The sequence below is a fragment of the Plantibacter lichenum genome (genome assembly GCF_050587525.1).
Lineage (GTDB): Bacteria > Actinomycetota > Actinomycetes > Actinomycetales > Microbacteriaceae > Plantibacter.
The window spans coordinates 142,208-166,962 of sequence record NZ_JBOBFT010000007.1 but is presented as its reverse complement, the minus strand read 5'-3'; the positions used below and the strand labels follow the sequence as shown (position 1 = coordinate 166,962).

Sequence of the window (24,755 nt, the reverse complement as noted above, 5' to 3'; positions counted from 1 at the left end):
CGTGCTGTTGGCCATCGATACGTCCGCGGGTTCGAGTGTCGCCATCACCGACCCGGTCCGTGGTGTGCTCGCGGAACGCTCGTCGGCGGACACGATGCGTCACGCAGAGGTCATCGGCCGGCTCATCCACGACTGCCTGCAGGAAGCGGGCGTCGCGGTCTCCGAGCTCGACGGCGTCGTCGCCGGCATGGGGCCGGGTCCGTTCACGGGTCTGCGCATCGGCATCGCCGCGGCCCGCGCCTTCGCCATCGGCGCCGGACTCCCGGTCCTCCCGGTCGTCAGCCACGATGCGATCGCGCTCAGCGAGTACCGCGACGGTCGGAGCGAGCCGCTGCTCGTCGTGACCGACGCACGTCGTCGCGAACGCTACTGGACCGCCTACTCCGGGCTCGACGCCTCTGGGCTGCCCGTGCGCATCGACGGTCCAGGACTCGGCAAGCCGGACGAACTGCCGCATCCGGAGCTCCTGCGCATCGACGCGGAGACCGTCTCGGCAGCCTCGCTCGGCGTCGTGGCGGAACTGCTCCGCGCCGGCGGACACCCGTTCGCCTCCGACGAGCCGCTCTACCTGCGCTCACCGGACGTCACCCTCTCACCGAAGAAGCGGGTCACGGGATGACCTGGCTGCTCCGCACCGCGACCGAGGCCGACCTCGACCGCATCATGGACATGGAACGCACCGTCTTCACGACCGACGCCTGGTCCGACGAGATGATGCGATCCGAGATCCTCTCACCGCACGGCACGTACCTCGTCGCGACCGACGCGGACGGCGACGGTTCCGTCCTCGACGGGTACGCGGGCCTCTTCGCACCCTCCCGTTCGAACGACGGCGACATCCAGACGATCGCCGTCTCCGAAGCTGCACGGGGTCGTGGGCTCGGCCGACTGCTCATGGTGACGCTCATCGATCGCGCCCGTCGCCAGGGCGTCACGCAGGTCTTCCTCGAAGTGCGCGCGGACAACCCCGTCGCGCAGGGCCTCTACCGAAGCCTCGGCTTCGAGGAGATCGCGGTCCGCCCGGGCTACTACCAGCCCGATGACGTCGACGCGATCGTGATGCGGCTGACCGTCCGTCCCGCGGAGCCTGCGCTGGCCGAGCCTGCGCTGGCCGAGCCTGCGCTGGCCGAACCCGGTCGGGCCGAACCCGCCGCAGCTCCTCAGCCCACCGAGATCCCGGAGAACCCCCTGTCATGAATCGCGACCAACCGCTCGTCCTCGGCATCGAGACGAGCTGCGACGAGACGGGCATCGGCATCGTCCGCGGTCGGACCCTCCTCTCCAACACGATCGCGTCGAGCATGGACGAGCACGCCCGGTACGGCGGCGTCGTGCCCGAGGTCGCCGCTCGTGCGCACCTCGAAGCCCTCGAGCCGGCGATCACGGCGGCGCTCGCGGAAGCGGGAGTGACGCTGCAGGAGCTCGACGCCATCGCGGTCACGAGCGGTCCAGGGCTCTCCGGTGCGCTCATGGTCGGGGTCGGTGCCGCGAAAGCGCTCGCCGTCTCGCTGGGCAAGCCGATCTACGCCGTCAACCACCTCGTCGGACACGTCGGCGCCGACATCCTCGACACGGCCGACGGCCCCTTCGAGTACCCGACCGTCGCGCTCCTCGTCTCGGGCGGCCACACCTCCCTCCTCCTCGTCCGCGACCTCGTGACCGACGTCGAACTGCTCGGCGAGACGATCGACGATGCCGCCGGCGAGGCCTTCGACAAGGTCGCGCGCGTGCTCGGCCTGCCGTACCCCGGCGGACCCCAGATCGATCGCGCCGCCGCGACGGGCGACCCCAAGGCCATCCGGTTCCCACGTGGGCTCAGCCTCCCGAAGGACATGCCTGCGCACCGCTACGACTTCTCCTTCTCCGGCCTCAAGACGGCGGTCGCCCGCTGGGTCGAAGCCCGTGAGGACGCAGGAGAGCCCGTGCCGACGGCCGACGTCGCCGCGAGCTTCCGTGAAGCCGTCGTCGACGTTCTCATCACGAAGGCGATCGCCGCGTGCACCGATCTCGGCGTTCCCCGGCTGCTCCTCGGCGGCGGCGTCATCGCGAACGCGAGACTCCGCGAGGTCGCGGCGGAACGCACGGCGAAGGCCGGCATCGCCCTCCGCATCCCGCCCCTGCACCTGTGCACCGACAACGGCGCGATGATCGCCGCGCTCGCCTCCCAACTCATCGCGGCGGGCCACGAGCCGTCCTCGCTCGACTTCGGTGCGGACTCGACATTGCCCGTCACGGAGATCCAGGTCCACTGATCGACGGTGGCGGCTCGGGAGGGTCGCTTTCGAGGCTCCCGCAGGGCTCCTACGGGGCTCCTCCGGAGCTGAGCGCATAGGATTGCCCGTGCCGGACGCACACCGAGCTCGAGCAAGGGAGACCTCATGACCGATCCGACGATTCCGCCCGGCCAGCCGCAGCCGCCCGTCGAACCGACCCAGCCGCCCGCGTCCCCGCAGCAGCCGCCTGCCCCCACCCAGCCGGAGCCGCAGCAGCCGGTCCCGCCGCAGTACGGGCAGCCGACGGGGCAGTTCCAGCAGCCTCAGCAGTACTCGCCCCCGCAGCCCCAGTACCAGCCCCAGCCGCAACAGTCCGGGCAGTTCCAGCCGCCCGTCGAGCCTGGGCGCTACCAGCAGCCGGCTCAGCCGCAGCAGTACCAGCAGCCCGGCGCCTACCAGCAGCAGCCCACGTATCTGCAGACGGTCCCGACGGCGATCTACCAAGCGCCGAGCCAGGGCGGATACGCTCCGTACCAGGGCGATGCGCAGGGGCAGGGCGCCCGGCCGATGCCGCAGACCTCGACGCGCGCCGTGTGGGCGCTCGTGACGGGCATCATCGGCCTCGTCATCTCGATCTTCGTCGGCTGGGGATTCCCGTTCTCGATCGCTGCGATCGTCTTGGGCCTCATCAGCCGCCGGCGCGAGACGGCCGGTCGCGGATTCGCGCTCACCGGCATCATCACGGGCTTCATCGGGTTGGCGCTCTCGGCCGGCTGGCTGACCTACAGCATCGTCACGATCATCGGCTACCTGGCCACCTGAGCCCGTGATCCGTGTGAGGGCATCGCGGCGAGCGGCTACGCGACCCGCTCGACAAGCAGCGCGGTGTGCTTGCCGTCCACCCGTGTGAGGATGACGGTCGCCGAGTTCGGGCCCTTGAGCCCGAGCCGGCGACGGAGCGCTGCCGGATCGACCTCGACGCCCCGCTTCTTGATCTCGAGGACGCCGATGCCGCGCGCCTTCATCGTGCGCTTGAGCGTCTTCTCATCCATCGGAAGCCGTTCGAGCACACGGAACGCCGTCGCGAACGGGGTGGACGGTGCCTCGTCGCCCGTGAGGTAGGCGATGCCGGAGCCGAGCATCCCGGCGCCGAGCCGTTCCGCGAGCATGCCGATGAGACGGGCGCGGATGACGGTGCCGTCCGGTTCGAAGACGTACTCGCCGAGCGGGCGCACGGGGACGTCGTCGACGTCGGCCTCAGCGTGCAGTTCGTGGCTGCCGTCGGCACCGAGGACCAGCGCCGAGCGACGGATGCCGGGGCGTGCGAGGACGCCGAACCACAGTCCCATCTCGACGAGTTGACCGTCGACCGACACCCACTGGGCCTCGGCCGTCGGCGGAATGAGGGAGCGGTCGAATCCGGGGCCGAGCTTGACGCCCGTCGGTAGGATCTCCGCTGCGCCCCACACGACGTCGAGCGACGGCGTGTAGTCGGCTGCATCGGTCAGGCGGCTCGTGTTGCCGTGGCCGGCGGTCCGTCTGGCCGGGTCGAAGTAGACGGCGTCGAATCCGCTGAGGTCGACGTCCTCGGCCGGTTCGTTGCGAACGGTCGCGGTGGGGAACGGGGCGAGGTTGTAGCTCGTGATGGCGGCCGTGACCTCGTCGATCTCGACGGCGGTCACCTCGAGGTCGAGGGAGGCCATGGCCATCGCGTCCGCACCGATGCCGCATCCGAGGTCGGCGACGCGGCGGAGACCCGCCTGCGCGAATCGGCCGGCGTGCAGAGCCGCGACGGAGAGCCGCGTCGCCTGTTCCAGACCGGCCTCCGTGAAGAGCATCCGCTCGGCGAACGGCCCGAACTTCGCCGCGGCCTTCGAGCGGAGTCTGGCCTGCGTGAGGACGGCTGCGACGAGCGATGGGGAGTGGCCTTCGGAGCGGAGTCTGCCGACGAGCCGCACCGCTTCGTCCTTCGAGGGGTACGGTGGGAGGGAATCGAGCAGTCGGAGACCGTCCGCGGTCAGCAGTTCGACGAGTTCGCTGCGTTCCACGGTCAGCGCGTTCCTGCGGGTGCACTGTGCATCCGGCAACGGTAGCAGCCGTGCGCTGGCACTCGCATTGCGTGAGTGCCAGAACATCCCTAGACTGGAATTAGCGCTCTCACAATGAGAGTGCTAACACGTCTTCGTCTTAAGAAAGAGGTCAACCGTGTCGGTCTCCATCAAGCCGCTCGAGGATCGCATCGTCATCAAGCAGGTCGAGGCAGAGCAGACCACCGCGTCCGGTCTGGTCATCCCTGACACTGCCAAGGAGAAGCCCCAGGAGGGCGAAGTTGTGGCGGTCGGCCCCGGCCGCATCGACGACAACGGAAACCGCGTCCCCCTCGACGTCGCCGTCGGCGACAAGGTGATCTACTCCAAGTACGGTGGCACCGAGGTCAAGTTCGGTGGCGACGACCTGCTCGTCCTCTCCGCACGCGACGTCCTCGCAGTCGTCGTCCGCTAAGGACTCAGTTCTGCAACACCACAACCCGGATGGCGGAAACCATCCGGGTTGTGTCTGTTAACCGCGCGATCCGAGACGGGCCCGCACGTACGATGGGGACAGTGCAGACTCCATCCGACCCCGCCTCGACGACCGCTCCGACAGCCGAGGCGACCGGCATGAAACCTGCATCGCAGAGTCGCATCGGGCTCGTCTACGCCTTCGCCGCGTACGGTCTCTGGGGCTTCCTTCCGCTGTACTTCATCGCGCTCGCACCGGCCGGCGCCTTCGAGGTCGTGGCGTGGCGGGTGCTCTTCTCCCTCGTCTTCTGCGTCGTCCTGATCACAGCGACGCGCACCTGGCGGAAGCTCGTCGTGCTCCTCAGGCAGCCGCGGATCATGTTCACGATGGGCGCCGCCGGAGCGCTCATCTACGTCAACTGGCTGACCTACGTCTTCGCAGCGCTCACGGGTCACGTCGTCGAGGCGTCGCTCGGATACTTCATCAACCCGATCGTGACCGTCTTCCTCGGCGTCTTCTTCCTGCGCGAGCGCCTGCGCCCGGCGCAGTGGGCCGCTGTCTCGGTGAGCCTGCTCGCCGTGCTCGTCCTCGCGATCGGCTACGGGGGCCTGCCGTGGATCGCACTCGTCCTCGCCTTCTCCTTCGGGTTCTACGGCTACCTCAAGAAGCTCATCGGCGGATCGGTCGATGCCGTCTCCGGGCTGACGATCGAGACCGTCTGGCTGACCCCTGTGGCGATCATCCAGCTGATCGTCGTCGGCGTCATGGGCGGGTTGACGATCGGGACGGTGAGCGTCTGGCACACGGTACTCCTCGTGAGCGCCGGCGTCGTGACGGCCGTGCCGCTCCTCCTCTTCGCTTCTGCGGCGAGGCGCCTCCCGCTCATCTGGATGGGCTTCGTGCAGTACTGCGCGCCCGTCCTGCAGTTCATCGTCGGCGTCGCGATCCTCCACGAGCCGATGCCGCCGGAGCGGTGGCTCGGATTCGGTCTCGTCTGGGTCGCGCTCGCCATCCTCACGGTCGACCTCCTCATCGCCGGTCGGCGTGCCCGTCGTCTGGCGCCCGTGCTCTGACGAGCAGCATCGTCGCCATGACGACGACGATGCCGATCGCGCCCGTCACGATGAACGACGCCTGGGCGCCGGACACTTGGATGACCAGGCCGGCGAGAGCGGTGCCGACCGAGCCGCCGACGTTGTGCGCGGTGTTGACCCATGTCGTCGCCTCCGTCCGGCGATCGTCGCCGCCGAATCCGGCTGCAGCGAGGTACGCGACGACCATCACGGGGGAGAAGCAGCAGCCGGCGATCACGATCGCCAGGCAGATCCACACGGCACCGCTCGCGAAGCCGACCACGGTCGACGTTCCCAGGAGGAGCACGGTCAGCACGACGAGCTGCCGATGCGGTGGGCCGGGCGTCGTGATCGCCCCGAACACGAGTCCGCCGACCGCGCTGCCTCCGGCGAACAGGCCGAGTGCGATGCCGACGAAGACGGGGGCGGAGGGGCCGGTGAGCAGTTCCGGCATCGAGATCGTGAGGTTCCCGGAGACCATCCCGGCGAGGAGCGGCGGCAGGAGCACGGCCAGGTACGTGGCATCGGCGAGGAGCGATCGGCGTCGTGTCTTCCGGGCCGAGTCGGTGCGCTCGGTCGATGTCGGAGCGGGGGGCGTGCTCCGCACCGCCGGGGACAGCACGAACGCCACGGTCCCGACGACCACGAGGACGGCCGGCACGACGAGGGCGATGCCGGGGGCGATGATCGTGAGGGCGAGTCCTGCGGCGGCCGGGCCGATGAGGTACAGCACCTCCTCGAGCACCGCGTCCAGGCTGAGCGCCGTGCGGAGCGTCGCTGGATCCCCGGTCAGCTCCGACCAGACGACGCGCATCGCCGGGCCGATCGGTGGGGCGAACGCGCCGGCGAGAGCGGCGAGCGTGATGAACATCGCGCCGTTCGCATCGAGGAGGGCGGCCACCGCGAGCGAGGCGAGCATCGCGCCGAAGACCACCGCGAGCACGGTGAGCACGCGAGGCCTGCCGTAGCGGTCGATGATGCGGGCGCGGAGCGGGGCGAGGAACGCCGCGCCAGCGCCGTAGACGCCGACGGCGAGGCCGGCCGTGGCGGCGGACCCCGTGCTCGCCTGCACGGCGAAGATGAGCGGGAGGATGACGATGGCGTAGGCGGAACGCGCGACGAGGGCGCTCCCGAAGGTCGGCAGGGCGTGGGGGAGTGCGAGCACGTCGACGTAACGTGCTGACCGGACGGTCGGCATGGAAGGGCTCCAGAAAGCTCGGCGCCGTGGAGGCGCGCGGATGATCGGACGGGCTGGGAAGCGCGTCGTCGATCAATCACGAGCGGTGAGCATCGCACCAGACTAGCGACACGGCGCGTTCTGCCGCGAGCGCACTCCCGCCCGGCGACGCCGCAGGATTCCCAGGAACGTGGGAATAGGGGCGGGCCACACTCCGTTACCATGGAGATATCGCCGGAACGGTCCGCCCTTCCGGTGTTTTTGGCATCCCGAGCGGATGACGTGCTGATGAAAGGGAAAGATGGACCAGCCTGATCCGTTCGGTTTCGTAGGACTCACGTATGACGACGTGTTGCTGTTGCCCGGCCACACCGATGTCATCCCCAGCGAGGCGGACACCTCGTCACGACTGACGAGACGGATCACGGTGGCGACGCCGCTCCTCTCGAGCGCCATGGACACCGTCACCGAAGCGCGCATGGCCATCGCCATGGCCCGCGAAGGCGGCCTCGGCGTCCTCCACCGCAACCTCTCCATCGCCGACCAGGCCGACCAGGTGGACCGCGTCAAGCGCAGCGAGTCCGGCATGATCACGAATCCCGTCACGACGACGCCGGACGCGACCGTGGCCGAGGTCGACGAGCTCTGCGGCCAGTTCCGCATCTCCGGCCTCCCCGTCGTGAACGGCGACGGCATCCTCGTCGGCATCGTCACCAACCGCGACATGCGCTTCGTGTCGGCCTTCGAGAAGGCGACGACCAAGGTCAGCGACGTCATGACGAGCACGGGCCTCATCACGGCCCCCGTCGGCACGGACCGCAACACGGTCATGGCGCTCCTCGCGAAGCACCGCATCGAGAAGCTCCCCCTCGTCGACGCAGCCGGCAAGCTCAAGGGCCTCATCACGGTCAAGGACTTCGACAAGAGCGAGAAGTACCCGCTCGCCACGAAGGACGACGACGGCCGACTCCGAGTCGGTGCCGCCATCGGCTTCTTCGGCGACGCATGGAGCCGTGCAGGATCGCTTCTCGACGCCGGGGTCGACGTCCTCGTCGTCGACACTGCAAACGGCGACAGCGCCGGTGTGCTCGAGATCATCCGCAAGCTCAAGGCCGACCCCGCGTTCGCGAACGTCGACATCATCGGCGGCAACGTCGCCACGCGCTCCGGCGCGCAGGCGCTCATCGACGCAGGCGCCGACGCCATCAAGGTCGGCGTCGGACCGGGATCCATCTGCACCACGCGCGTCGTCGCCGGTGTCGGCGTCCCGCAGGTCACGGCCGTCTACGAAGCATCGCTCGCCGCACGTGAAGCAGGCGTTCCACTCATCGCCGACGGCGGCCTGCAGTACTCGGGCGACATCGCCAAGGCCCTCGTCGCCGGAGCGGACACCGTGATGCTCGGCTCGCTCCTCGCCGGAACCGACGAGAGCCCCGGCGACCTCGTCTTCGTCGGCGGCAAGCAGTTCAAGAACTACCGCGGCATGGGATCGCTCGGTGCACTCCAGACGCGTGGCAAGAAGACGTCCTACTCCAAGGACCGCTACTTCCAGGCGGACGTCCCCACCGACGACAAGCTCATCCCCGAGGGCATCGAAGGGCAGGTCCCCTACCGCGGGCCGGTCTCCGCCGTCGCGTACCAGCTCATCGGCGGCCTCCGACAGACGATGTTCTACGTCGGCGCACGCACGGTCCCCGAGCTGAAGGCGAAGGGCAAGTTCGTCCGCATCACGCCTGCAGGCCTCAAGGAATCGCACCCGCACGACGTCCAGCTCATGGTCGAGGCGCCCAACTACCGCAAGTAGTCGGCCCCTCGCATCGACGCCGGGAAGGCCCCGTCCGCTCACGCGGCGGGGCCTTCCGCGTTCCCCGAATCCTGTTCCGGACACCCCAACCGATAGGCTGTTGTCGTGAGTATGGATATCGAGATCGGCCGGTCGAAGCGCGCCAGGCGTGCCTACGCATTCGACGACATCGCAGTGGTCCCGTCGCGGAGGACCCGCGACCCCGAAGACGTCTCCGTCTCCTGGGCGATCGACGCGTACCAGTTCCAGATCCCGGTCCTCGCCGCCCCCATGGACTCCGTGGTGTCGCCGACGACGGCCATCATGATGGGCCAGCTCGGCGGCGTCGGCGTCCTCGACCTCGAAGGCCTCTGGACGCGGTACGACGACCCGACCCCGCTGCTGGCCGAGATCCGCTCGCTGCCCGCCGCCCGCGCCACCTCGCGAATGCAGGAGATCTACGCGGCTCCCATCAAGCCTGAACTGGTGACCGCTCGTCTCGCCGAGATCCGCGCAGCCGGTGTCACCGTCGCCGCTGCGCTGTCCCCGCAGCGGACGCAGGAGCTCTACGAGACCGTCGTCGCCGCCGGTGTCGACCTCTTCGTCATCCGCGGGACCACCGTTTCCGCCGAGCACGTCTCCAAGAACCAGGAACCGCTCAACCTCAAGAAGTTCATCTACGAACTCGACGTCCCCGTCATCGTCGGCGGCGCCGCCACCTACACCGCTGCGCTGCACCTCATGCGCACGGGCGCGGCGGGCGTCCTGGTCGGCTTCGGCGGCGGTGCCGCGTCCACGACGCGTGCTTCGCTCGGCATCCACGCGCCGATGGCCACCGCGGTCGCCGATGTCGCGGGCGCACGCCGCGACTACCTCGACGAGTCGGGCGGACGCTACGTCCACGTCATCGCGGACGGCGGTCTGGGCACGTCCGGTGACATCGTCAAGGCCGTCGCGATGGGTGCCGACGCCGTGATGCTCGGCACCGCGCTCGCCCGCGCGACCGACGCGCCCGGCGGCGGCTGGCACTGGGGTGCGGAAGCGCACCACCCGCACCTGCCGCGCGGTCGTCGCGTCGAGGTCGGCACGGTCGCCCCGCTCGAGGAGATCCTCTACGGTCCCTCGCCCGTCTCGGACGGCACCGCCAACCTGATCGGTGCGCTGCGGCGTTCGATGGCGACCACCGGGTACTCGGACCTCAAGGAGTTCCAGCGCGTCGAGGTCGTCGTCGCGCCGTACCAGTCGAACTAGTGGTTGTGGCCGGTCGGGACTCTCCATTCATCGGGCTGTCCCGGATCCCGTAGCTCACGGGTGACCAGCGTGTCGAGGGTGTTGTCGCGCCTGACGCGTCGCACTAGCCTCGAAGGAGAGCCTCAGCGATGAGTCCCTGCGCCAGCAGGAGCTCACTGGGGCGAACCGGAGAGCGGAGTTCGACGTGACCACGAAACCCAACGGCATCACCAGATCCACGAAGCTCGGCCAGGAGGAACGGGCCGCTGCGATCGAGGCGCTGAAATCGAAAGAGCTCGACATCCTGGTGGTCGGCGGCGGGATCGTGGGCACGGGGAGTGCGCTCGATGCCGTCACGCGAGGCTTGAGCACCGGCCTGCTGGAGGCCAGGGACTGGGCGAGCGGCACCTCGAGTCGTTCCTCGAAGCTCGTGCACGGTGGCATCCGCTACCTCGAACAGCTGGACTTCCGTCTCGTCCGTGAGGCGCTCATCGAACGCGGCCTGCTCCTGCAGCGCATCGCACCGCACCTCGTGAAGCCGGTCAAGTTCCTGTACCCGTTGACGAAACCCGTCTTCGAACGCTTCTACATCGGCGCCGGCATGCTCCTGTACGACGCGTTCAGCTGGACCGGTGGGCGGCCCCCTGGCGTTCCGCACCACAGGCACCTGTCGAAGCAGCAGATGCTGCGGTCGATCCCCAGCCTCAAGTCGAATGCGTTCGTCGGCGGGCTCACCTACTACGACGCGCAGGTCGACGACGCGCGATACGTCGCTTCGCTCGCCAGGACGGCGTCGTCGTACGGTGCACACGTCGCGAGTCGGGTGCGGGTCGAAGGCTTCATCAAGGTCGGTCAGCGCGTGGTCGGGGTGAAGGCCCACGATCTGCAGACGGATGAACGGTTCGAGATCCGTGCCAAGCAGGTCGTCAACGCGACGGGTGTCTGGACCGATGACACGCAATCGATGGTGGGGGAGCGCGGGCAGTTCAAGGTGCGTGCCTCGAAGGGGATCCACCTCGTCGTCCCGCGCGACCGATTCCAGTCCAACATGGGGCTCCTGCTGCGGACCGAGAAGAGCGTGCTCTTCGTCATCCCGTGGGGCCGGCACTGGCTCATCGGCACGACGGACACCGACTGGCATCTCGACAAGGCGCACCCCGCCGCGACGGCGGCAGACATCGACTACCTGCTCGAACACGTCAACAAGGTCCTCGCCGTTCCGCTGACGCGCGAGGACGTCGAGGGCGTGTACGCGGGTCTCCGGCCGCTTCTCGCTGGCGAATCCGAGCAGACGTCGAAGCTGTCGCGTGAACACCTCGTCGCGCACTCGGTCCCCGGGCTCGTGGTCATCGCGGGCGGCAAGTGGACGACGTACCGCGTGATGGCGAAGGACGCGATCGATGCCGCGGTGGACGCGCTCGACGGCAAGATCCCCGCGAGCGCGACGGAGAACATCGCGCTCATCGGTGCGGAGGGCTATCAGGCCGCGTGGAACAAGCGGGCGAAGATCGCTCGTGCGTTCGGGGTGCACACCGCCAGGATCGAGCACCTCCTGAACCGCTACGGCGTGCTGACTGACGAGCTGCTCGACCTCATCAAGGAGAAGCCGGAGCTCGCCGAGCCGCTGCCCGGCGCCGACGACTACATCGGTGCGGAGGTCGTGTACGCGGCGTCCCACGAGGGGGCCTTGCACCTGGAGGATGTGCTCGCCAGGCGGACGCGCATCTCGATCGAGGCGTGGGACAGAGGGGTGTCCGCGGCTCCCGTGGCGGCTGCGCTCATGGGCGGCGTCCTCGGCTGGGACCAGGAGCGCATCGAGCGGGAAGTGAGCACCTACCTGAAGCGTGTCGCGGCGGAGCGGGCTTCCCAGGAGCAGCCGAACGACGAGTCCGCGGACCGGGTGCGCCTCGAAGCCCCCGACATCGTCCCCGGCGCCTGAGTACCCGACATCGCGCTGACGTGAGCGCGGGGCTGTGCCGTGAGCGCGGTGCGGAGACGACCCGCGCTCACGGCAGCAGCCCGCGCACGCGCAAGCGCATCGCGCTGAGCCGTGGGCGAACTCGGGATGGAGCACCAGGGAGGGCGGATACACTGGGAGGACTGCCACAACAAGCCTGAGGAGTTCAGCATGGTGGATGTTCGGCGGGTCAAACTTCCCGGGGTGGGAGTCCTGCACACCTTCGTCACGGACGACGGAGGGAAGGTCGGCGTCATCGCCCACCGGTCCGGCCACAGCGACCTCATCACCTTCGCCGACTACGAAGACGGAGCAGACGCCACCAAGGTGTCGCTGCGCCTCAACGAAGACGAGGCGCACACCCTCGCAGAACTCCTCGGTGGCACGCAGATCACCGAGTCGCTGACAGCTCTCGACCAGATCCCCGGCCTCAGCATCGACTGGTTCACGGTCGACTACGAAGACCACATCGCCGGTCAGCCCCTCGGCAACCCGGCGGAGAAGGGGATGGTCGGACTGACCGTCGTGGCCGTCGTCCGCGGCGAGTCCGCGAACCCGGCACCTGCAGCCGACTTCCGGGTCTTCCCCGGCGACACCCTCGTGGTCGCCGGCAGCCCGGAGAAGGTCGCGAAGGCGTTCACCTACTTCCGCTCCGGTGAGCTGAAGACCAAGGTCGCCGTGGACGCCCCGCCTGGAGGCTAGGCATGCACTTCGCCGCCGCAGCTGAGGGCTCCAACGTCGGCCAGGACCTCGTGGTCCTCGGAGCGCTCTTCGTCATCGCTTACGCGCTCGGGCGATTGGGCAAGCTCATCGGCCTGCCCTCGATCCCCGTGTACATGCTCGTCGGCCTGCTCGCGAGCCCGCACACCGGGTGGTTCCCGCTCAACTTCCCCGGTGCGCAGATCGAGTTGATCGCCGTCTTCGGCCTCATCCTGCTCCTGTTCAACCTCGGGCTGGAGTTCGACCAGGACGAGTTCATCGGCAATGCCGGGAAACTCATCATCTCCGGCGGCTCCTACATCCTCGTCAACATGGCCGCAGGGCTGGTGTTCGGCTTCCTCGTCGGCTGGGGCACGCGGGAAGCCCTGATCATCGCGGGCATCACGGCCACGAGTTCGAGCGCGATCGTCACGAAGCTCCTCATCGAGCTCAAACGACTCACCAATGCGGAAACCCCGATGATCCTCGGCGTGACCGTGGTGGAGGACATCTTCATCGCGATCTACCTCGCGATCGTCGGCGTCGTCCTGAGCGGCGAGACGGAGCTGTGGCCGGTCATCGGCAAACTCGCCATCGCATTCACGTTCATCCTCGTGATGTTCGCGATCGCCAGATTCGGCGGGAAGCTCGTCTCCCGACTGTTCCGCACGAAGGACGATGAACTGTTCACGATCCTGTTCTTCGGGCTCGCGGTCGCGTTCGGCGGCATCGGCGAACTCCTCGGCGTGACCGACGCGATCGGCGCCTTCCTCATCGGTCTCGTCCTCGGAGCGACCCGCTTCCGGAACAAGATCGAACAGGTCGCCGTTCCGTTGCGAGACGTCTTCGGAGCATTCTTCTTCCTCAACTTCGGACTCGCCCTCGACGCCTCCAAGTTCGGGAGCGTCATCCTCCCGGTCGTCATCGCCGTGCTCATGACCGTGACCCTCAACGTCATCGCCGGGCAGTTCGTCGCGTGGTTGAACGGACTCGGGCCACAAGCAGGCATCAACGCGTCCGTCATCCTCCAGAACCGCGGCGAGTTCGCCCTCATCCTCGCGACCCTGTCGCTCAGTGCCGGCCTCGACCCACGGATCCAACCGTTCGCAGGCCTGTACGTGCTCATCATGGCGATCATGGGGCCGATCGTCGCAGGGCAATCGGAACGCATCGGCGCCTTCGTCCTCCGAACCGGGAAACCGACGAGGAAACAACGGCGCGAGCAACGCGAGCAACAAGCGAAGCCGCACGACCCGATGCTCGACGAGGAGATCGCGCTCGTCGAGGCGACCGAGGACGACGCGGACGAACCCGTGACCGAGAGCGAGCAGGCCGCGATCGACCGGCTCGTCGAGCAGGCGATGAATCAGACCGACGATCCACCGCCGCGCAAACGCGAACCCGACTACTAGGCCGCGACGGGTCCGTGCCCCAGACCGGATCCCGACCCAGACCGACCGGCGCAGCTCCACTGCGGCATCCCGGACGAACCCCGTGCGAAAGCGAGAACCTGATTTCCAGCGACACCCCGGCCAAGCCCGGCACCCTGTTCTCCCTCATGCGGCGTCCGCGATGGATCGGCCTGCTCATCCTCGCGCTCGCCGTCGCCGCCGCGTTCGCCGCGCTCAGCCAGTGGCAGCTCGCACGCGCCATCGAATCCGGCCAGGTCGTGTCGCAGGACACGGAGCAGTCGCGGCTGATCGACGACGTCCTGAAGCCGGCGACGGGCATCCGCGAGACCGCGGCCGGGCAGAAGATCGAGGCGGAGGGATCATGGGTCCCCGGTGACTACCTCGTCGTCGGCAACCGCGTGAACTACGGTGCGATCGGCTACTGGGTCACCGGTCACCTGCAGACGGACGAAGCGGGCCTCGCCGTCGCGCTCGGCTGGACGCCGGACCGCCAGAAGGCGGAGGACATCGCCGCAGCGCTCAACACCGCGCCGGCCGGTGCACCGATCGACCTCGTCGGACGACTGACACCCCCGGAGGGCCCTGTCGTCCCCGCCGCATCGGCGGACCCGCTCGACATCAATGCGATGTCCGTCGCCGGGCTCCTGGGGCGCTGGCAGAACATGGACGGCGCGGTCGTCTACACGGCATTCGTGGTCGATGACGAAGCACCGGCCGGCATGGATCGCATCGACTCCCCGGCACCCAGCCAGGACGTCCAGCTCAACTGGCTGAACATCTTCTACGCCGCGGAATGGGTCGTCTTCGCGGGCTTCGCCGTCTTCCTCTGGTACCGCCTCGCGAAGGACGCCTGGGAGCGCGAACACGAGGAATACCAGGACGCGCTCGCGGAGGCGGCCGGCCCCGACTCCGGGTCGGCGGACGGGCCCGCGGCGGGCCCTGCGGGCGGCTCCGCGGCCGGTTCGACGCCCAGCCTGCCCCGGGTAGACTGAACGCATGCCTCTCCAGCCGAAACCTGAGACGTTTCCTGCCATCCGGAGGGCGCTGAAGTTCTATCAGATCTCCGCGCCCATCACCGGTGTGCTCCTCCTCGCCCTCTGCGGCGAGATGATCATGAAGTACGGCTTCGGCCTGGAACTCGAGCTCGGCGGAGCCTACGGATTCCTCGCGTTCGTCCCTAAGGGATCGGTCGCCGCCGTCAACCTCAGCACGGGCCTCCTCATCATCCACGGCTGGTTCTACGTCGTGTACCTGTTCGCCGACTTCCGCGTGTGGAGCCTCATGCGCTGGTCGTTCATGAAGTTCCTCTGGATCGCCCTCGGCGGCGTCGTTCCGTTCCTCTCCTTCTACTTCGAACGCCGGATCCCGCGCGAAGTGAAGGGCTATCTCGCCGGTCGCGAATCCGAGCTGACCGCTCAATCCGTGGAGTCAATGCAGTGACAGAACCCACCACCGCGTCGCAGGGCGACCCGACGACGATCGCCGGGCCCCGTCCCGTCCTCGTCGTCGACTTCGGCGCCCAGTACGCCCAGCTGATCGCGCGGCGCGTCCGCGAGGCCGGCGTCTACTCCGAGATCGTGCCCCACACGGTCTCCGCGGCCGAGATCGCCGAGAAGAATCCGGTGGGCATCGTCCTGTCCGGCGGACCCTCGAGCGTCTACGAGGACGGCGCGCCGTCGCTCGACGAGGGCATCCTCGAACTCGGCATCCCCACCTTCGGCATCTGCTACGGCTTCCAGGTCATGGCGAAGCAGCTCGGCGGCGAAGTCTCCCAGACCGGTGCTCGTGAGTACGGCGCCACCGATGCGTCGCTCGCCGGTTCGGACAACGTCCTGCTGAACGGCCAGCCCGTCGCGCAGAACGTGTGGATGAGTCACGGCGACTCCGTCTCGAAGGCCCCTGAGGGCTTCGAGGTGCTCGCATCGACCGCGTCGACCCCCGTCGCGGCGTTCAGCAACGTCGAGCGCGGCCTGTACGGCGTGCAGTGGCACCCCGAGGTCAAGCACAGCGACTTCGGTCAGCAGGTGCTCGAGAACTTCCTCCACCGCGCAGCCGGCATCCCCGCGGACTGGAACAGCGGCAACGTCATCGCCGAGCAGGTCGACCGCATCCGCGCCCAGGTGGGCGAGGGTCAGGTCATCTGCGGCCTCTCGGGCGGCGTCGACTCCGCCGTCGCGGCGGCCCTCGTGCACAAGGCCGTCGGCGACCAGCTCGTCTGCGTCTTCGTCGACCACGGCCTCCTCCGCAAGGACGAGCGTCGTCAGGTGGAGGAGGACTACGTCGCCGCGACCGGTGTGCGCCTCGTCACGGTCGACGCCCGCGAGCAGTTCCTGAACGCTCTCGCAGGCGTGAGCGATCCCGAGCAGAAGCGCAAGATCATCGGCCGCGAGTTCATCCGCACCTTCGAGCAGGCGGAAGCGGCACTCGTCGCCGAAGCGGCAGAGGGCGGAGAGCCGATCAAGTTCCTCGTGCAGGGGACCCTGTACCCCGACGTCGTCGAGTCCGGCGGCGGAACCGGCACGGCCAACATCAAGAGCCACCACAACGTCGGCGGCCTCCCCGAGGACCTGCAGTTCGAGCTCGTCGAGCCGCTCCGCACGCTCTTCAAGGACGAGGTCCGCGCCATCGGCCGCGAGCTCGGCCTGCCCGAGGTCATCGTTGGCCGTCAGCCGTTCCCCGGCCCCGGCCTCGGCATCCGCATCGTCGGCGAGGTCACGGGGGAACGCCTCGACCTCCTCCGCGACGCCGACGCCATCGTCCGTGAGGAGCTCACGGCGGCCGGCCTCGACCAGGAGATCTGGCAGTGCCCGGTCGTCCTGCTCGCCGACGTCCGCTCCGTGGGCGTTCAGGGCGACGGTCGCACCTACGGCCACCCCATCGTGCTCCGCCCCGTGTCGTCCGAGGACGCCATGACGGCCGACTGGACGCGTCTCCCGTACGACGTCCTGGCGCGCATCAGCAACCGCATCACCAACGAGGTCAAGGACGTGAACCGCGTGGTCCTCGACGTCACGTCGAAGCCGCCGGGAACCATCGAGTGGGAGTGATCCCACCCGGCTGACCGCCGACGACGAAGGCCCGTTCCCGATGTGGGAGCGGGCCTTCGTCGTGCGGTGACAGCGGTGACAGCGGCGGCGGGCGGCACAGGTTCTCGGGCGGCACGGGTGCTCGGGTGCTCGCGTGGGAGCCTGCGCATCGCCATACCAACGCGAGAGGCCCGCTCCCTCACGGGAACGGGCCTCTCGACGAGTGGTGCTGAACGCTCCTGCTAGTTGCGCGAGATGGCGAGCAGACGCAGGATCTCGACGTAGATCCAGACGACGGTCACCATGATGCCGAACGCGCCACTCCAGCCGTACTTGGCGGGGGCGCGGTTCTGGACGCCGCGCTGGATGAAGTCGAAGTCGAGCACCAGGGAGTAGGCGCCCATGAGGACCGCGAAGATGCCGATGACGATGCCCAGCGGGATGCCGAAGATCGTGGCTCCGTAGATGCCGAACGGGTTGTTGAGCACGCCCGTGAACATGAGCACGAGGTTCAGGAGCTGGAAGACGCCGTAGCCGATGATGGCGATCAGGAAGATCTTCGTCATCTTCTTCGACGCGCGGACCTTGCCGCTCGCGAAGAGCGCGAGGGTCACACCGACGACCGCGAGGGTCGCGAGAACGGCCTGGACGACGACGCCCTCCCACTGCGGGACGGCTTCGAAGAAGCGGGAGATGCCGCCCACGAACACGCCCTGGAAGGCGGCGTACGCGAGGATGAGGGCCGGGACCGGCTCCTTCTTGAAGGAGTTGACGAGGCCGAGGACGAGGCCGCCGATCATGCCGACGATCATCGGGAGCGACGAGGCTCCGCCCGACTGCAGCATGGACGTGGTCCACACCCAACCGATGACGGCGAAGACGACGAGCACGGCGAACGAGCCGACGGTCTTGACGACCGTGTTCTCGACCGTCATGCGGTCCGTGCCGGCCGTGCCGGTGGTGGGCGTGTTGTAGAGCGCCTGGAGCTGCTCGGCCGTCATGGACGCCTGAGCCGCTTGCGTCGCCTGAGCGCCGTTCTGCTTGAAGGCCGGGTTCTTCGAGAACGCCGGGTTGTCGAGTGCCATGGCTGATTCCTACTCTCAGTCGTGGAGGCTGGTGAGGCGCCATACGACGCTTCTGCTACGGATTCTATCGGAGATCACTGGGAAAGGGCCCGTGGAGGCCGCTGTTCGCGGTCGGCGGAAGGTGCCGTTCCGCCCGGCTGGTTAGAGTGGTCGCGTGCGATCCGTCCCCACCCCAGGTCCGTCCGTCCACGTGCTTCCCCACCCGATCGTGATCGGGCATCGCGGCGCCTCCGGGTACCGGCCGGAGCACACGCGCTCCGCCTACGAGCTGGCCTTCGCGCTCGGCGCCGACGCGGTGGAGCCGGACCTCGTGGCCTCACAGGACGGCGTGCTCGTGGTCCGCCACGAGAACGAGATCTCCGGGACCACGGATGTCGCCGATCATCCCGAGTTCGCGGACCGCCGGACCACGAAGACGATCGACGGCGAGACGCTCACGGGCTGGTTCACGGAGGACTTCACGTGGGAGGAGCTGTCGACGCTCACGGCGCGCGAGCGGATCGCGGACGTCCGTGCGTCGAGCGCTTCGTTCGACGGACAGGACGGGCTGCTGCGGTTCGTCGACCTCGTCGAGATCGTCCGGACCTCGTCCGTCGAACAGGGACGGCCCCTCGGCATCGTCGCGGAGATCAAGCACGCGAGCCACTTCGCCTCGATCGGTCTCCCGCTCGACGTCCTGTTCGCGGCGGAGCTCGCCGCGGTCGAGCACGGGGGCGCGCGGAGCAACGATTCCTCACGCGCGGACGGCCCGCTCATCGTGGAGTCCTTCGAGAAGACGGTGCTCCTGCAACTCGCTGAGCGCGGTGTCGCGGCCCAGTACATCTACCTCGTCGAGCGGTCCGGCAAGCCCGCGGACCTCGTGGCGGCGCAGGGCGAGGACGCTCCGACGTACGCCGAGGCGCTGACCGATGCCGGACTCGCCGTCCTCGCGGAGGAGGTGGACGGCATCAGCGTGGACAAGACGATGCTGCTCGCGACGTCCGACGACGGCGCGGTCGTTGCATCGGCCGATCTCGTCGAGCGCGCGCACGCGGCTGGACTGGTCGTGTACACGTGGACGCTCAGGCCGGAGAACCGCTTCCTCTCCCCGGGCAACCAGGTCGGCGAGGACGCCGCGGCGTTCGGGGACTGGCGGGCGGAGTTCGACGCGGTCCTGTCGACGGGGGTCGACGGGATCTTCGTCGACCAGCCAGACCTCGGCGTCGACGCGCGCGACGCCTTCCGGCCCGGCAGCGTCGTGGACGATCGTCGCACGGTCGTCGGTCCCTGAACACCGTCGGTCCCCGAACACCGTCGGTCCCCGAACACCGTCGGTCCCCGAACACCGTCGATCCCCGAACACCGTCGGCCCTCTGGACGTCGTCCGACCCTGAATGTCAGGGGCTGCGCCTAGACTTGGAGGGATATGGCGAGCACTCCTTCTTCCTCAACCGATGCCGTCCAGCCAGTGATCGTCGGCTGGCCGACGACTCCCGTTCCGAGCGAGCCCGCGGACTCCGGATCGCGGTCCGGAGCATCCTCCGGCGGGGCTGAACACGACCGCCTGCTGGACGGCCTCAACCCGCAGCAGCGCATCGCCGTCGAGTACCGAGGACAAGCGCTGCTCATCGTCGCGGGCGCCGGCTCGGGCAAAACGAGTGTGCTCACGCGCCGCATCGCCCTGCTCCTCGCACAGCGCGAAGCCTGGCCCAGCCAGATCCTCGCCATCACCTTCACCAACAAGGCCGCAGCGGAGATGCGCGAGCGCGTCGAGGCGCTCGTCGGGCAGGCCGCCTCCGGCATGTGGATCTCCACCTTCCACTCGGCGTGCGTCCGCATCCTCCGACGCGAGGCGGAGCACTTCGGCTTCACCAAGAACTTCACGATCTACGACAGCGGCGACCAGCGCGCCCTGCTCAAGCGGATCATCAAGGAACTGGAAGCGGACGCGTACGGGTTCACCCCCTCAAACGCCTCCGCCAAGATCTCCAAGCTCAAGAACGAGCTGTCGGACGTCGACAGCTACGCGCGGACGATCAACACGAACGACCCGCAGGAGGTCGTGTTCCTGCAGATCTTCCGGAAGTACACGAAGGCGCTGTCCGATGCGAACGCGTTCGACTTCGACGACCTCATCAGCCAGACCGTGTTTCTGTTCCGCGCCTTCCCGCACGTGGCGGCCACCTACCAGAAGCGGTTCCGCCACGTGCTCGTCGACGAGTACCAGGACACCAACCATGCGCAGTACTCGCTCATCCGTGAGCTGACGCGCGCGCCCGAGCCCGAAGCGGGGCAGTTCGACGTCCTCGCGCCAGAAGGCGCTTCGCTCACGGTCGTGGGCGACTCGGACCAGTCGATCTACGCGTTCCGCGGCGCGGACATCCGCAACATCACCGAGTTCGAACGCGACTTCCCCGGCGCGAAGGTCGTGCTCCTCGAGCAGAACTACCGCTCCACCCAGAACATCCTGTCGGCGGCCAACGCCGTCATCTCGAACAACTTCGACCGCAAGGACAAGAAGCTGTGGACGGCCGTCGGGGACGGCGACAAGATCGTCGGGTTCACGGGCTACTCCGGGCACGACGAGGCACAGTTCATCGCCGACGAGATCGAGAAGCTCCACACCGCGGGAACCGCGTACAGCGAGATAGCCGTCTTCTACCGCACCAACGCGCAGACGCGCGCGCTCGAGGAGATCTTCATCCGTGCGGCGCTCCCGTACCGGATCATGGGCGGCACGAAGTTCTACGAGCGCGCCGAGATCAAGGATGCGCTCGCATACCTCGTGTCGGTCGCGAACCCGGCCGACATCCTCGCGCTGCGCCGCATCCTCAACACGCCGAAGCGCGGCATCGGCCCGGCGACGGAGACGGCGCTGCAGACCTTCGCCGAGAGCAACGGTGTGAGCTTCCGCGAGGCCATGCGCCAGGCCGACGCCCTCGGCCTCGGTCCCAAGGTCACGTCGGCGATCCTGGCCTTGTCCGCGCTGCTCGACGAAGCCCAGGGCATGCTCGACGCCGCAGCGGAGTCCGATCGGTCGACCGCGTCCGCCTCCGCCGTGAGCGATGTCCTCACCACGCTCATGACGAAGAGCGGCTACCTCGACTCCCTGCGCACGAGCCGCGACCCACAGGACGAGGCGCGGGCCGAGAACGTCGACGAGCTCGTCGCCGTGACGAAGGAATTCGCGAAGAACAATCCGGACGGCACCCTCGTCGACTTCCTCACCGAGGTCTCGCTCGTCGCCGCTGCGGACGACCTCGACGATGCGACGGGCAGCGTCTCCCTCATGACCCTCCACACGGCGAAGGGCCTCGAGTACAACGCGGTCTTCCTCACCGGCATCGAAGAGGATCTGCTGCCACACCGGATGTCGGCTTCCGAACCGGGCGGGCCCGCCGAGGAACGCCGCTTGTTCTACGTGGGCATCACGCGTGCGAAGCAGAAGCTGTTCCTGTCGCTCGCGATGACGCGCGCCCAGTACGGGGAGACGGCCGTGGCGATGCCCAGCCGCTACTTGCAGGAGATCCCGGCCGAGCTCATCGAGTGGCGTCAATCGCCCGGCACGGTCAACGGTCGCGGCGGCACGCAGTCGCGTGCGCTCAATGCCAAGCGCGGCTCGTCGACGGATCGGTGGTCGGTCCGGTCGCTGCCGGAGGGCGCTTCCGCCGGTGACACCCGCTGGTCCGGTGGCACGAAACCGGCCGGCGAGCAGGTCTGGGCGAACCGGGTCACGGCCAAGGTCCGCGACAACGGCGACCTCGAGCTTGCGCCCGGCGACCGCATCTCCCACGCCGACTTCGGTGAAGGACGCGTCAACCAGGTCACGGGCGAGGGCGCCAAGCGCATCGCGCACGTGCAGTTCGACTCGGCCGGCGCCAAGAAGCTCCTGATCAAGATCGCACCGATCGAGAAGCTGTAGCCTCTGCGCTCGTGCAAGCGGCGGATTCCGCGTATCGGCGCAGTGCCGGAGACGCTCTAGGCTTGCCTGATGGGTCTGTTCTCGAAGCGCAACGCGTCCGATTCCACCGAAACCGAGTCCGAAACCGAGGCCGTCGCAACGTCGGACGACGCTTCGTCGAACGCTTCCTCCGAGGAATCGGTGCCCCAGGTGTCGATCTCGGTGTCCGCCGTCGGGGCCTCTCCGTTCATCCCCGGTGCCGTCGGCGCGGCAGCTGCTGCCCCCGCGTCCGAGCCAGAAGCGCCGGCGGAGCCCGCCGAGCCGGAGGCGCCCGCCGCCGGGCCCGAGACGAACGTCGACCTCGGTGAGGCGCTGCTCGGCCTGCCGGGGGAGGAGGGCGGTCGCGCGATGCTGCACGTCCTGCGCCAGGCGCTTCAGGGCAAGCTCCTCCTCTCGACGAACCTCGACGGCGTGTCCGCCGAGGACCAGGCCGCCGGCCGCATCCCGCTCGGCGTGCACCGGGACGAGGACGGCGACATCTATCTCCTCGCCTACACCTCCGGTGTCGCGCTCGAACGGATGCGCTCCGGCGATGAGCCACTGCACGGCATCTCGGTCCCGTCGCTGTGGGCGCTCGGCCAGGCCCGCACCGACGACTACGCCGGCATCATCCTGGACCCGTCGGCAGGCGACGCGAGCGCGGTCATCCCGAAGGAACTCATCAACCGCATGTTCGGCGACGGGCGGAACAACGACGCCGCCAAGCAGGCGCTCGCCCAGCCGCGCGAAGCCGGAGCGGAGCAGCGCATCGTCGAGGCGCTCGCCGAGCGCGGCGGCTTCGTCGCGGGTCGTGCGGATGTGGACGAGAACGGGGTGCGGACCTCAGTCGGAGTGGCTGAGACGCGGATGGGCGACCGCCGCATGCTCGAGGTGTTCACCTCCCCGCTCGAGATCGCGGCGCTCGGCCGCGGCGACGACGCGTACCCGGTGACGGCTGCGGAGCTCGCAGGCGCCCTCCGCAGCGATGAGGGGATCTCCGGCATCATCGTGAACCCCGCAGCGCCGTGGATCGACCTGGACCGCGAACAGCTGACCCTCCTGCTCTCCGTCGAGTAAGCGGCCGGGCCACGAGGCCCGCGCCGAGGAGCATCGCGGCACCCGCGCAGGCGAGAAGTGTCGTCTGCAGCTCGGCATCGACGCCCGTCTCCGGGAGTCGCGCTCCGGCCGCAGCTGGAGGGGTCGATGCAGGCGGCGCCGGCGGACGCGGCACCATCGTCACCTCGGTCGCGACACCGAACGCGGACCGCCATGGGCGCACCCGATCGCCGCCGAGTTCCCGTGGCGTGTCCGAGGGCTCGATGCGCTCCACCCACACGTAGTGTCCGGGGCCAGGGAGGACGCACGCGGCGGTCCGGTAGGCGCCGGGCCCCTGATCGACGACCGTGGTGACATCGCACACCACGGGCGCGCCCTCCGGGGTGTCCGGCGCTTCGGCCGGAGCATCGTCGAACGGTCCCAACAATTGGCTGCGGACCGTCACCGGGACGGGTACGTGAGTGCCGTCGTCGCGCGTGACGAGACCCCACTCGGACGACAGGTCCGGGCCGGGCGCCACGTCGACCGTCAGCTCGTCGGTGATCGGGGCACCCGTCTCCGCGGTCGTCGCGGAGGTCTGCGTCACCACGTGAGGCTGGAACGGCAGTGGTGTGGGCCGCGTGGCGTCGATGGTCGCGGCCGCCTCCGCGTCGGACGGTTCCGCGAGCAGAAGGCTCTGGACGTTCCCGGGGTTGTGGGCGACCGTGAGGCGACGCCCGTACGGGAGGGAGCCGAACGACGCCTGCGCCGAGACGGACACGAGCGCGGCGTCGCTGTCCGGCACGATCCGGTACTGCTGGCCGTTGGTGATCTCCCTCGTCGTCTCGCCGGTCTCGAACCGGGCGCCGACGAGCGTGGCCGTGCCCGTGTGCGCGCCGGCGGGCAGCGTCGTCGGTCCGCCGGAGAGCATGTCGGCACTGAGCTCGGCTCTGAGAACGTCGAAGTCGTCGTCGCCGCGATCGAGTGAGAGCGACGCCGTGACCGATCGGGTGGCTCCGCCTGTACCGTTCGCCGCGGCCAGCATCTCTGCGGAGAGTGCGAGCACACGCGCCGCGCTGCCTCCTGCCCGAGAGGCGATCTCCGCGGGGTCATGACCAGCAAGACCGGTGATCGTCCAGGTGCTCAGCTGCCCGGCCGCCGCTGTGTCCGCGTCCGTGCTCCCACCCCATCGCCGTGACAGGTAGGCCAGGCGTGCGGCGTCGTCGGGGGAGTACCAGCCGAGTGCGGTCTCATCAACGAGCTCGTAGTGGTGTCCCGGCGGAACCGGGCGTTCGAGATTGACGCAGAATCCGACGTGGCCGTCGTCGAGCGCCCAGGAGCCGAGCCATCGTCCGTTCGCGGCCGAGCGGTGCCCGTGCGCCTCACCGGTGGCCGTCGCCGCCGAGGCCGCCGCATCTGCTCCGACCAGGGTGAGAACGAGCACGCACAGCAGCGCCGACGCCAGGAGTTTGAGCCGGTGGGCGAGGAGATGCAACGACGTGCGCCCAGGCGGTGACGGCAGACGTAGAGCGCGGATGTGATGGGTGCTTCGCAGTGATGGGGTCATCACTCCATGCTCGTCAGCCGCCGCGCGGCCGGCTGAGGACCATGGCCGATTGTGGAGAACCGGGCGAGAGGGCCGCC

General features: G+C 68.7%; 21 protein-coding genes. 17 read left to right on the top strand and 4 right to left on the bottom strand.

The features are described from left to right. The first annotated feature begins 1 nt into the window (after position 1). The 4 genes from tsaB to ACQ3HB_RS11460 all read left to right on the top strand — a co-directional run bounded on the left by tsaB (position 2) and on the right by ACQ3HB_RS11460 (position 3,035). Positions 2-619 carry a tRNA (adenosine(37)-N6)-threonylcarbamoyltransferase complex dimerization subunit type 1 TsaB gene (gene tsaB, locus ACQ3HB_RS11475; RefSeq protein WP_430920186.1) on the top strand — a complete coding sequence of 206 codons (618 nt, stop codon included), beginning with the start codon at positions 2-4 and terminating at the stop codon, positions 617-619. Continuing rightward, complete coding sequence (rimI, locus tag ACQ3HB_RS11470) at positions 616-1,197, top strand: ribosomal protein S18-alanine N-acetyltransferase (RefSeq protein ID WP_430920185.1); 582 nt, start codon at positions 616-618, stop codon at positions 1,195-1,197. The genes tsaB and rimI overlap by 4 nt, the downstream gene beginning before the upstream one ends. Then, the gene (tsaD, locus tag ACQ3HB_RS11465) at positions 1,194-2,252 is read left to right on the top strand and encodes a tRNA (adenosine(37)-N6)-threonylcarbamoyltransferase complex transferase subunit TsaD (protein WP_430920184.1); all 1,059 of its coding nucleotides are present in this window, start codon (positions 1,194-1,196) and stop codon (positions 2,250-2,252) included. Before rimI ends, tsaD begins: the two co-directional genes overlap by 4 nt. A 126-nt stretch (positions 2,253-2,378) precedes the next feature. Beyond that, positions 2,379-3,035 (top strand): DUF4190 domain-containing protein, encoded by a 657-nt coding sequence (locus tag ACQ3HB_RS11460; protein WP_430920183.1) that lies wholly within the window; start codon positions 2,379-2,381, stop codon positions 3,033-3,035. A 35-nt stretch (positions 3,036-3,070) separates the two neighbouring features. On the opposite strand, the gene ACQ3HB_RS11455 is transcribed toward ACQ3HB_RS11460, so the two are convergent. Continuing rightward, entirely contained in the window at positions 3,071-4,261 is a 1,191-nt protein-coding gene (locus ACQ3HB_RS11455) for a class I SAM-dependent methyltransferase (protein WP_430920182.1), read from the bottom strand. 157 nt (positions 4,262-4,418) lie between these two features. Between ACQ3HB_RS11455 and groES the strand changes: the two genes are divergently transcribed. Further along, positions 4,419-4,715: a co-chaperone GroES gene (gene groES, locus ACQ3HB_RS11450; RefSeq protein WP_108595970.1), complete on the top strand. Its 297-nt coding sequence runs from the start codon at positions 4,419-4,421 to the stop codon at positions 4,713-4,715. A gap of 158 nt (positions 4,716-4,873) precedes the next feature. Beyond that, positions 4,874-5,788, top strand: coding sequence for an EamA family transporter RarD (gene rarD, locus ACQ3HB_RS11445; RefSeq protein ID WP_430920278.1), 915 nt, complete (start codon positions 4,874-4,876; stop codon positions 5,786-5,788). Here rarD and ACQ3HB_RS11440 read toward each other — a convergent pair. Beyond that, a complete protein-coding gene (locus ACQ3HB_RS11440; protein WP_430920181.1) occupies positions 5,745-6,986 on the bottom strand; it encodes an MFS transporter in 1,242 nt (413 codons plus the stop codon). The genes rarD and ACQ3HB_RS11440 overlap by 44 nt on opposite strands. A 280-nt stretch (positions 6,987-7,266) precedes the next feature. Between ACQ3HB_RS11440 and guaB the strand changes: the two genes are divergently transcribed. From guaB to guaA, 8 genes are all read left to right on the top strand, one after another. After that, positions 7,267-8,769 (top strand): IMP dehydrogenase, encoded by a 1,503-nt coding sequence (guaB, locus tag ACQ3HB_RS11435; protein ID WP_430920180.1) that lies wholly within the window; start codon positions 7,267-7,269, stop codon positions 8,767-8,769. 111 nt (positions 8,770-8,880) lie between these two features. After that, positions 8,881-9,999 carry a GuaB3 family IMP dehydrogenase-related protein gene (locus ACQ3HB_RS11430; protein ID WP_430920277.1) on the top strand — a complete coding sequence of 373 codons (1,119 nt, stop codon included), beginning with the start codon at positions 8,881-8,883 and terminating at the stop codon, positions 9,997-9,999. A 184-nt stretch (positions 10,000-10,183) separates the two neighbouring features. Then, complete coding sequence (locus tag ACQ3HB_RS11425) at positions 10,184-11,917, top strand: glycerol-3-phosphate dehydrogenase/oxidase (protein ID WP_430920179.1); 1,734 nt, start codon at positions 10,184-10,186, stop codon at positions 11,915-11,917. 189 nt (positions 11,918-12,106) lie between these two features. Further along, positions 12,107-12,637 carry a cation:proton antiporter regulatory subunit gene (locus ACQ3HB_RS11420; RefSeq protein ID WP_422780128.1) on the top strand — a complete coding sequence of 177 codons (531 nt, stop codon included), beginning with the start codon at positions 12,107-12,109 and terminating at the stop codon, positions 12,635-12,637. Positions 12,638-12,639: 2 nt separating this feature from the next. Next, positions 12,640-14,046 carry a cation:proton antiporter gene (locus tag ACQ3HB_RS11415; RefSeq protein ID WP_430920177.1) on the top strand — a complete coding sequence of 469 codons (1,407 nt, stop codon included), beginning with the start codon at positions 12,640-12,642 and terminating at the stop codon, positions 14,044-14,046. A gap of 146 nt (positions 14,047-14,192) precedes the next feature. Further along, positions 14,193-15,038 carry an SURF1 family cytochrome oxidase biogenesis protein gene (locus ACQ3HB_RS11410; protein WP_430920176.1) on the top strand — a complete coding sequence of 282 codons (846 nt, stop codon included), beginning with the start codon at positions 14,193-14,195 and terminating at the stop codon, positions 15,036-15,038. Positions 15,039-15,042: 4 nt separating this feature from the next. Continuing rightward, on the top strand, positions 15,043-15,486 hold the full coding sequence (locus ACQ3HB_RS11405; RefSeq protein ID WP_430920175.1) for a DUF3817 domain-containing protein: 444 nt from the start codon (positions 15,043-15,045) through the stop codon (positions 15,484-15,486). After that, complete coding sequence (gene guaA / locus ACQ3HB_RS11400; protein ID WP_430920174.1) at positions 15,483-17,093, top strand: glutamine-hydrolyzing GMP synthase; 1,611 nt, start codon at positions 15,483-15,485, stop codon at positions 17,091-17,093. Before ACQ3HB_RS11405 ends, guaA begins: the two co-directional genes overlap by 4 nt. 221 nt (positions 17,094-17,314) lie before the next feature. On the opposite strand, the gene ACQ3HB_RS11395 is transcribed toward guaA, so the two are convergent. Continuing rightward, entirely contained in the window at positions 17,315-18,157 is an 843-nt protein-coding gene (locus ACQ3HB_RS11395) for a Bax inhibitor-1/YccA family protein (RefSeq protein ID WP_430920173.1), read from the bottom strand. 154 nt (positions 18,158-18,311) lie between these two features. Between ACQ3HB_RS11395 and ACQ3HB_RS11390 the strand changes: the two genes are divergently transcribed. The 3 genes from ACQ3HB_RS11390 to ACQ3HB_RS11380 all read left to right on the top strand — a co-directional run bounded on the left by ACQ3HB_RS11390 (position 18,312) and on the right by ACQ3HB_RS11380 (position 23,153). After that, positions 18,312-19,427, top strand: coding sequence for a glycerophosphodiester phosphodiesterase family protein (locus ACQ3HB_RS11390; RefSeq protein WP_430920172.1), 1,116 nt, complete (start codon positions 18,312-18,314; stop codon positions 19,425-19,427). Between the two features lie 135 nt (positions 19,428-19,562). Then, positions 19,563-22,058, top strand: a complete 2,496-nt coding sequence (locus ACQ3HB_RS11385) for an ATP-dependent helicase (RefSeq protein WP_430920171.1) — start codon at positions 19,563-19,565, stop codon at positions 22,056-22,058. Between the two features lie 69 nt (positions 22,059-22,127). Next, positions 22,128-23,153, top strand: a complete 1,026-nt coding sequence (locus ACQ3HB_RS11380) for an SseB family protein (RefSeq protein ID WP_430920170.1) — start codon at positions 22,128-22,130, stop codon at positions 23,151-23,153. On the opposite strand, the gene ACQ3HB_RS11375 is transcribed toward ACQ3HB_RS11380, so the two are convergent. After that, positions 23,080-24,678, bottom strand: a complete 1,599-nt coding sequence (locus ACQ3HB_RS11375) for a hypothetical protein (protein ID WP_430920169.1) — start codon at positions 24,676-24,678, stop codon at positions 23,080-23,082. The genes ACQ3HB_RS11380 and ACQ3HB_RS11375 overlap by 74 nt on opposite strands. Between the last annotated feature and the right edge of the window lie 77 nt (positions 24,679-24,755).

Excerpts from the sequence above, each read along its gene's own strand:
- rimI (WP_430920185.1), top strand. The coding sequence starts at position 616 with ATGACCTGGCTGCTCCGCACCGCGACCGAGGCCGACCTCGACCGCATC.
- tsaD (WP_430920184.1), top strand. The coding sequence starts at position 1,194 with ATGAATCGCGACCAACCGCTCGTCCTCGGCATCGAGACGAGCTGCGAC.
- ACQ3HB_RS11460 (WP_430920183.1), top strand. The coding sequence starts at position 2,379 with ATGACCGATCCGACGATTCCGCCCGGCCAGCCGCAGCCGCCCGTCGAA.
- rarD (WP_430920278.1), top strand. The coding sequence starts at position 4,874 with ATGAAACCTGCATCGCAGAGTCGCATCGGGCTCGTCTACGCCTTCGCC.
- ACQ3HB_RS11440 (WP_430920181.1), bottom strand. The coding sequence starts at position 6,986 with ATGCCGACCGTCCGGTCAGCACGTTACGTCGACGTGCTCGCACTCCCC.
- guaB (WP_430920180.1), top strand. The coding sequence starts at position 7,267 with ATGGACCAGCCTGATCCGTTCGGTTTCGTAGGACTCACGTATGACGAC.
- ACQ3HB_RS11430 (WP_430920277.1), top strand. The coding sequence starts at position 8,881 with ATGGATATCGAGATCGGCCGGTCGAAGCGCGCCAGGCGTGCCTACGCA.
- ACQ3HB_RS11420 (WP_422780128.1), top strand. The coding sequence starts at position 12,107 with ATGGTGGATGTTCGGCGGGTCAAACTTCCCGGGGTGGGAGTCCTGCAC.
- ACQ3HB_RS11415 (WP_430920177.1), top strand. The coding sequence starts at position 12,640 with ATGCACTTCGCCGCCGCAGCTGAGGGCTCCAACGTCGGCCAGGACCTC.
- ACQ3HB_RS11410 (WP_430920176.1), top strand. The coding sequence starts at position 14,193 with ATGCGGCGTCCGCGATGGATCGGCCTGCTCATCCTCGCGCTCGCCGTC.
- ACQ3HB_RS11405 (WP_430920175.1), top strand. The coding sequence starts at position 15,043 with ATGCCTCTCCAGCCGAAACCTGAGACGTTTCCTGCCATCCGGAGGGCG.
- ACQ3HB_RS11395 (WP_430920173.1), bottom strand. The coding sequence starts at position 18,157 with ATGGCACTCGACAACCCGGCGTTCTCGAAGAACCCGGCCTTCAAGCAG.
- ACQ3HB_RS11385 (WP_430920171.1), top strand. The coding sequence starts at position 19,563 with ATGGCGAGCACTCCTTCTTCCTCAACCGATGCCGTCCAGCCAGTGATC.
- ACQ3HB_RS11380 (WP_430920170.1), top strand. The coding sequence starts at position 22,128 with ATGGGTCTGTTCTCGAAGCGCAACGCGTCCGATTCCACCGAAACCGAG.
- ACQ3HB_RS11375 (WP_430920169.1), bottom strand. The coding sequence starts at position 24,678 with ATGACCCCATCACTGCGAAGCACCCATCACATCCGCGCTCTACGTCTG.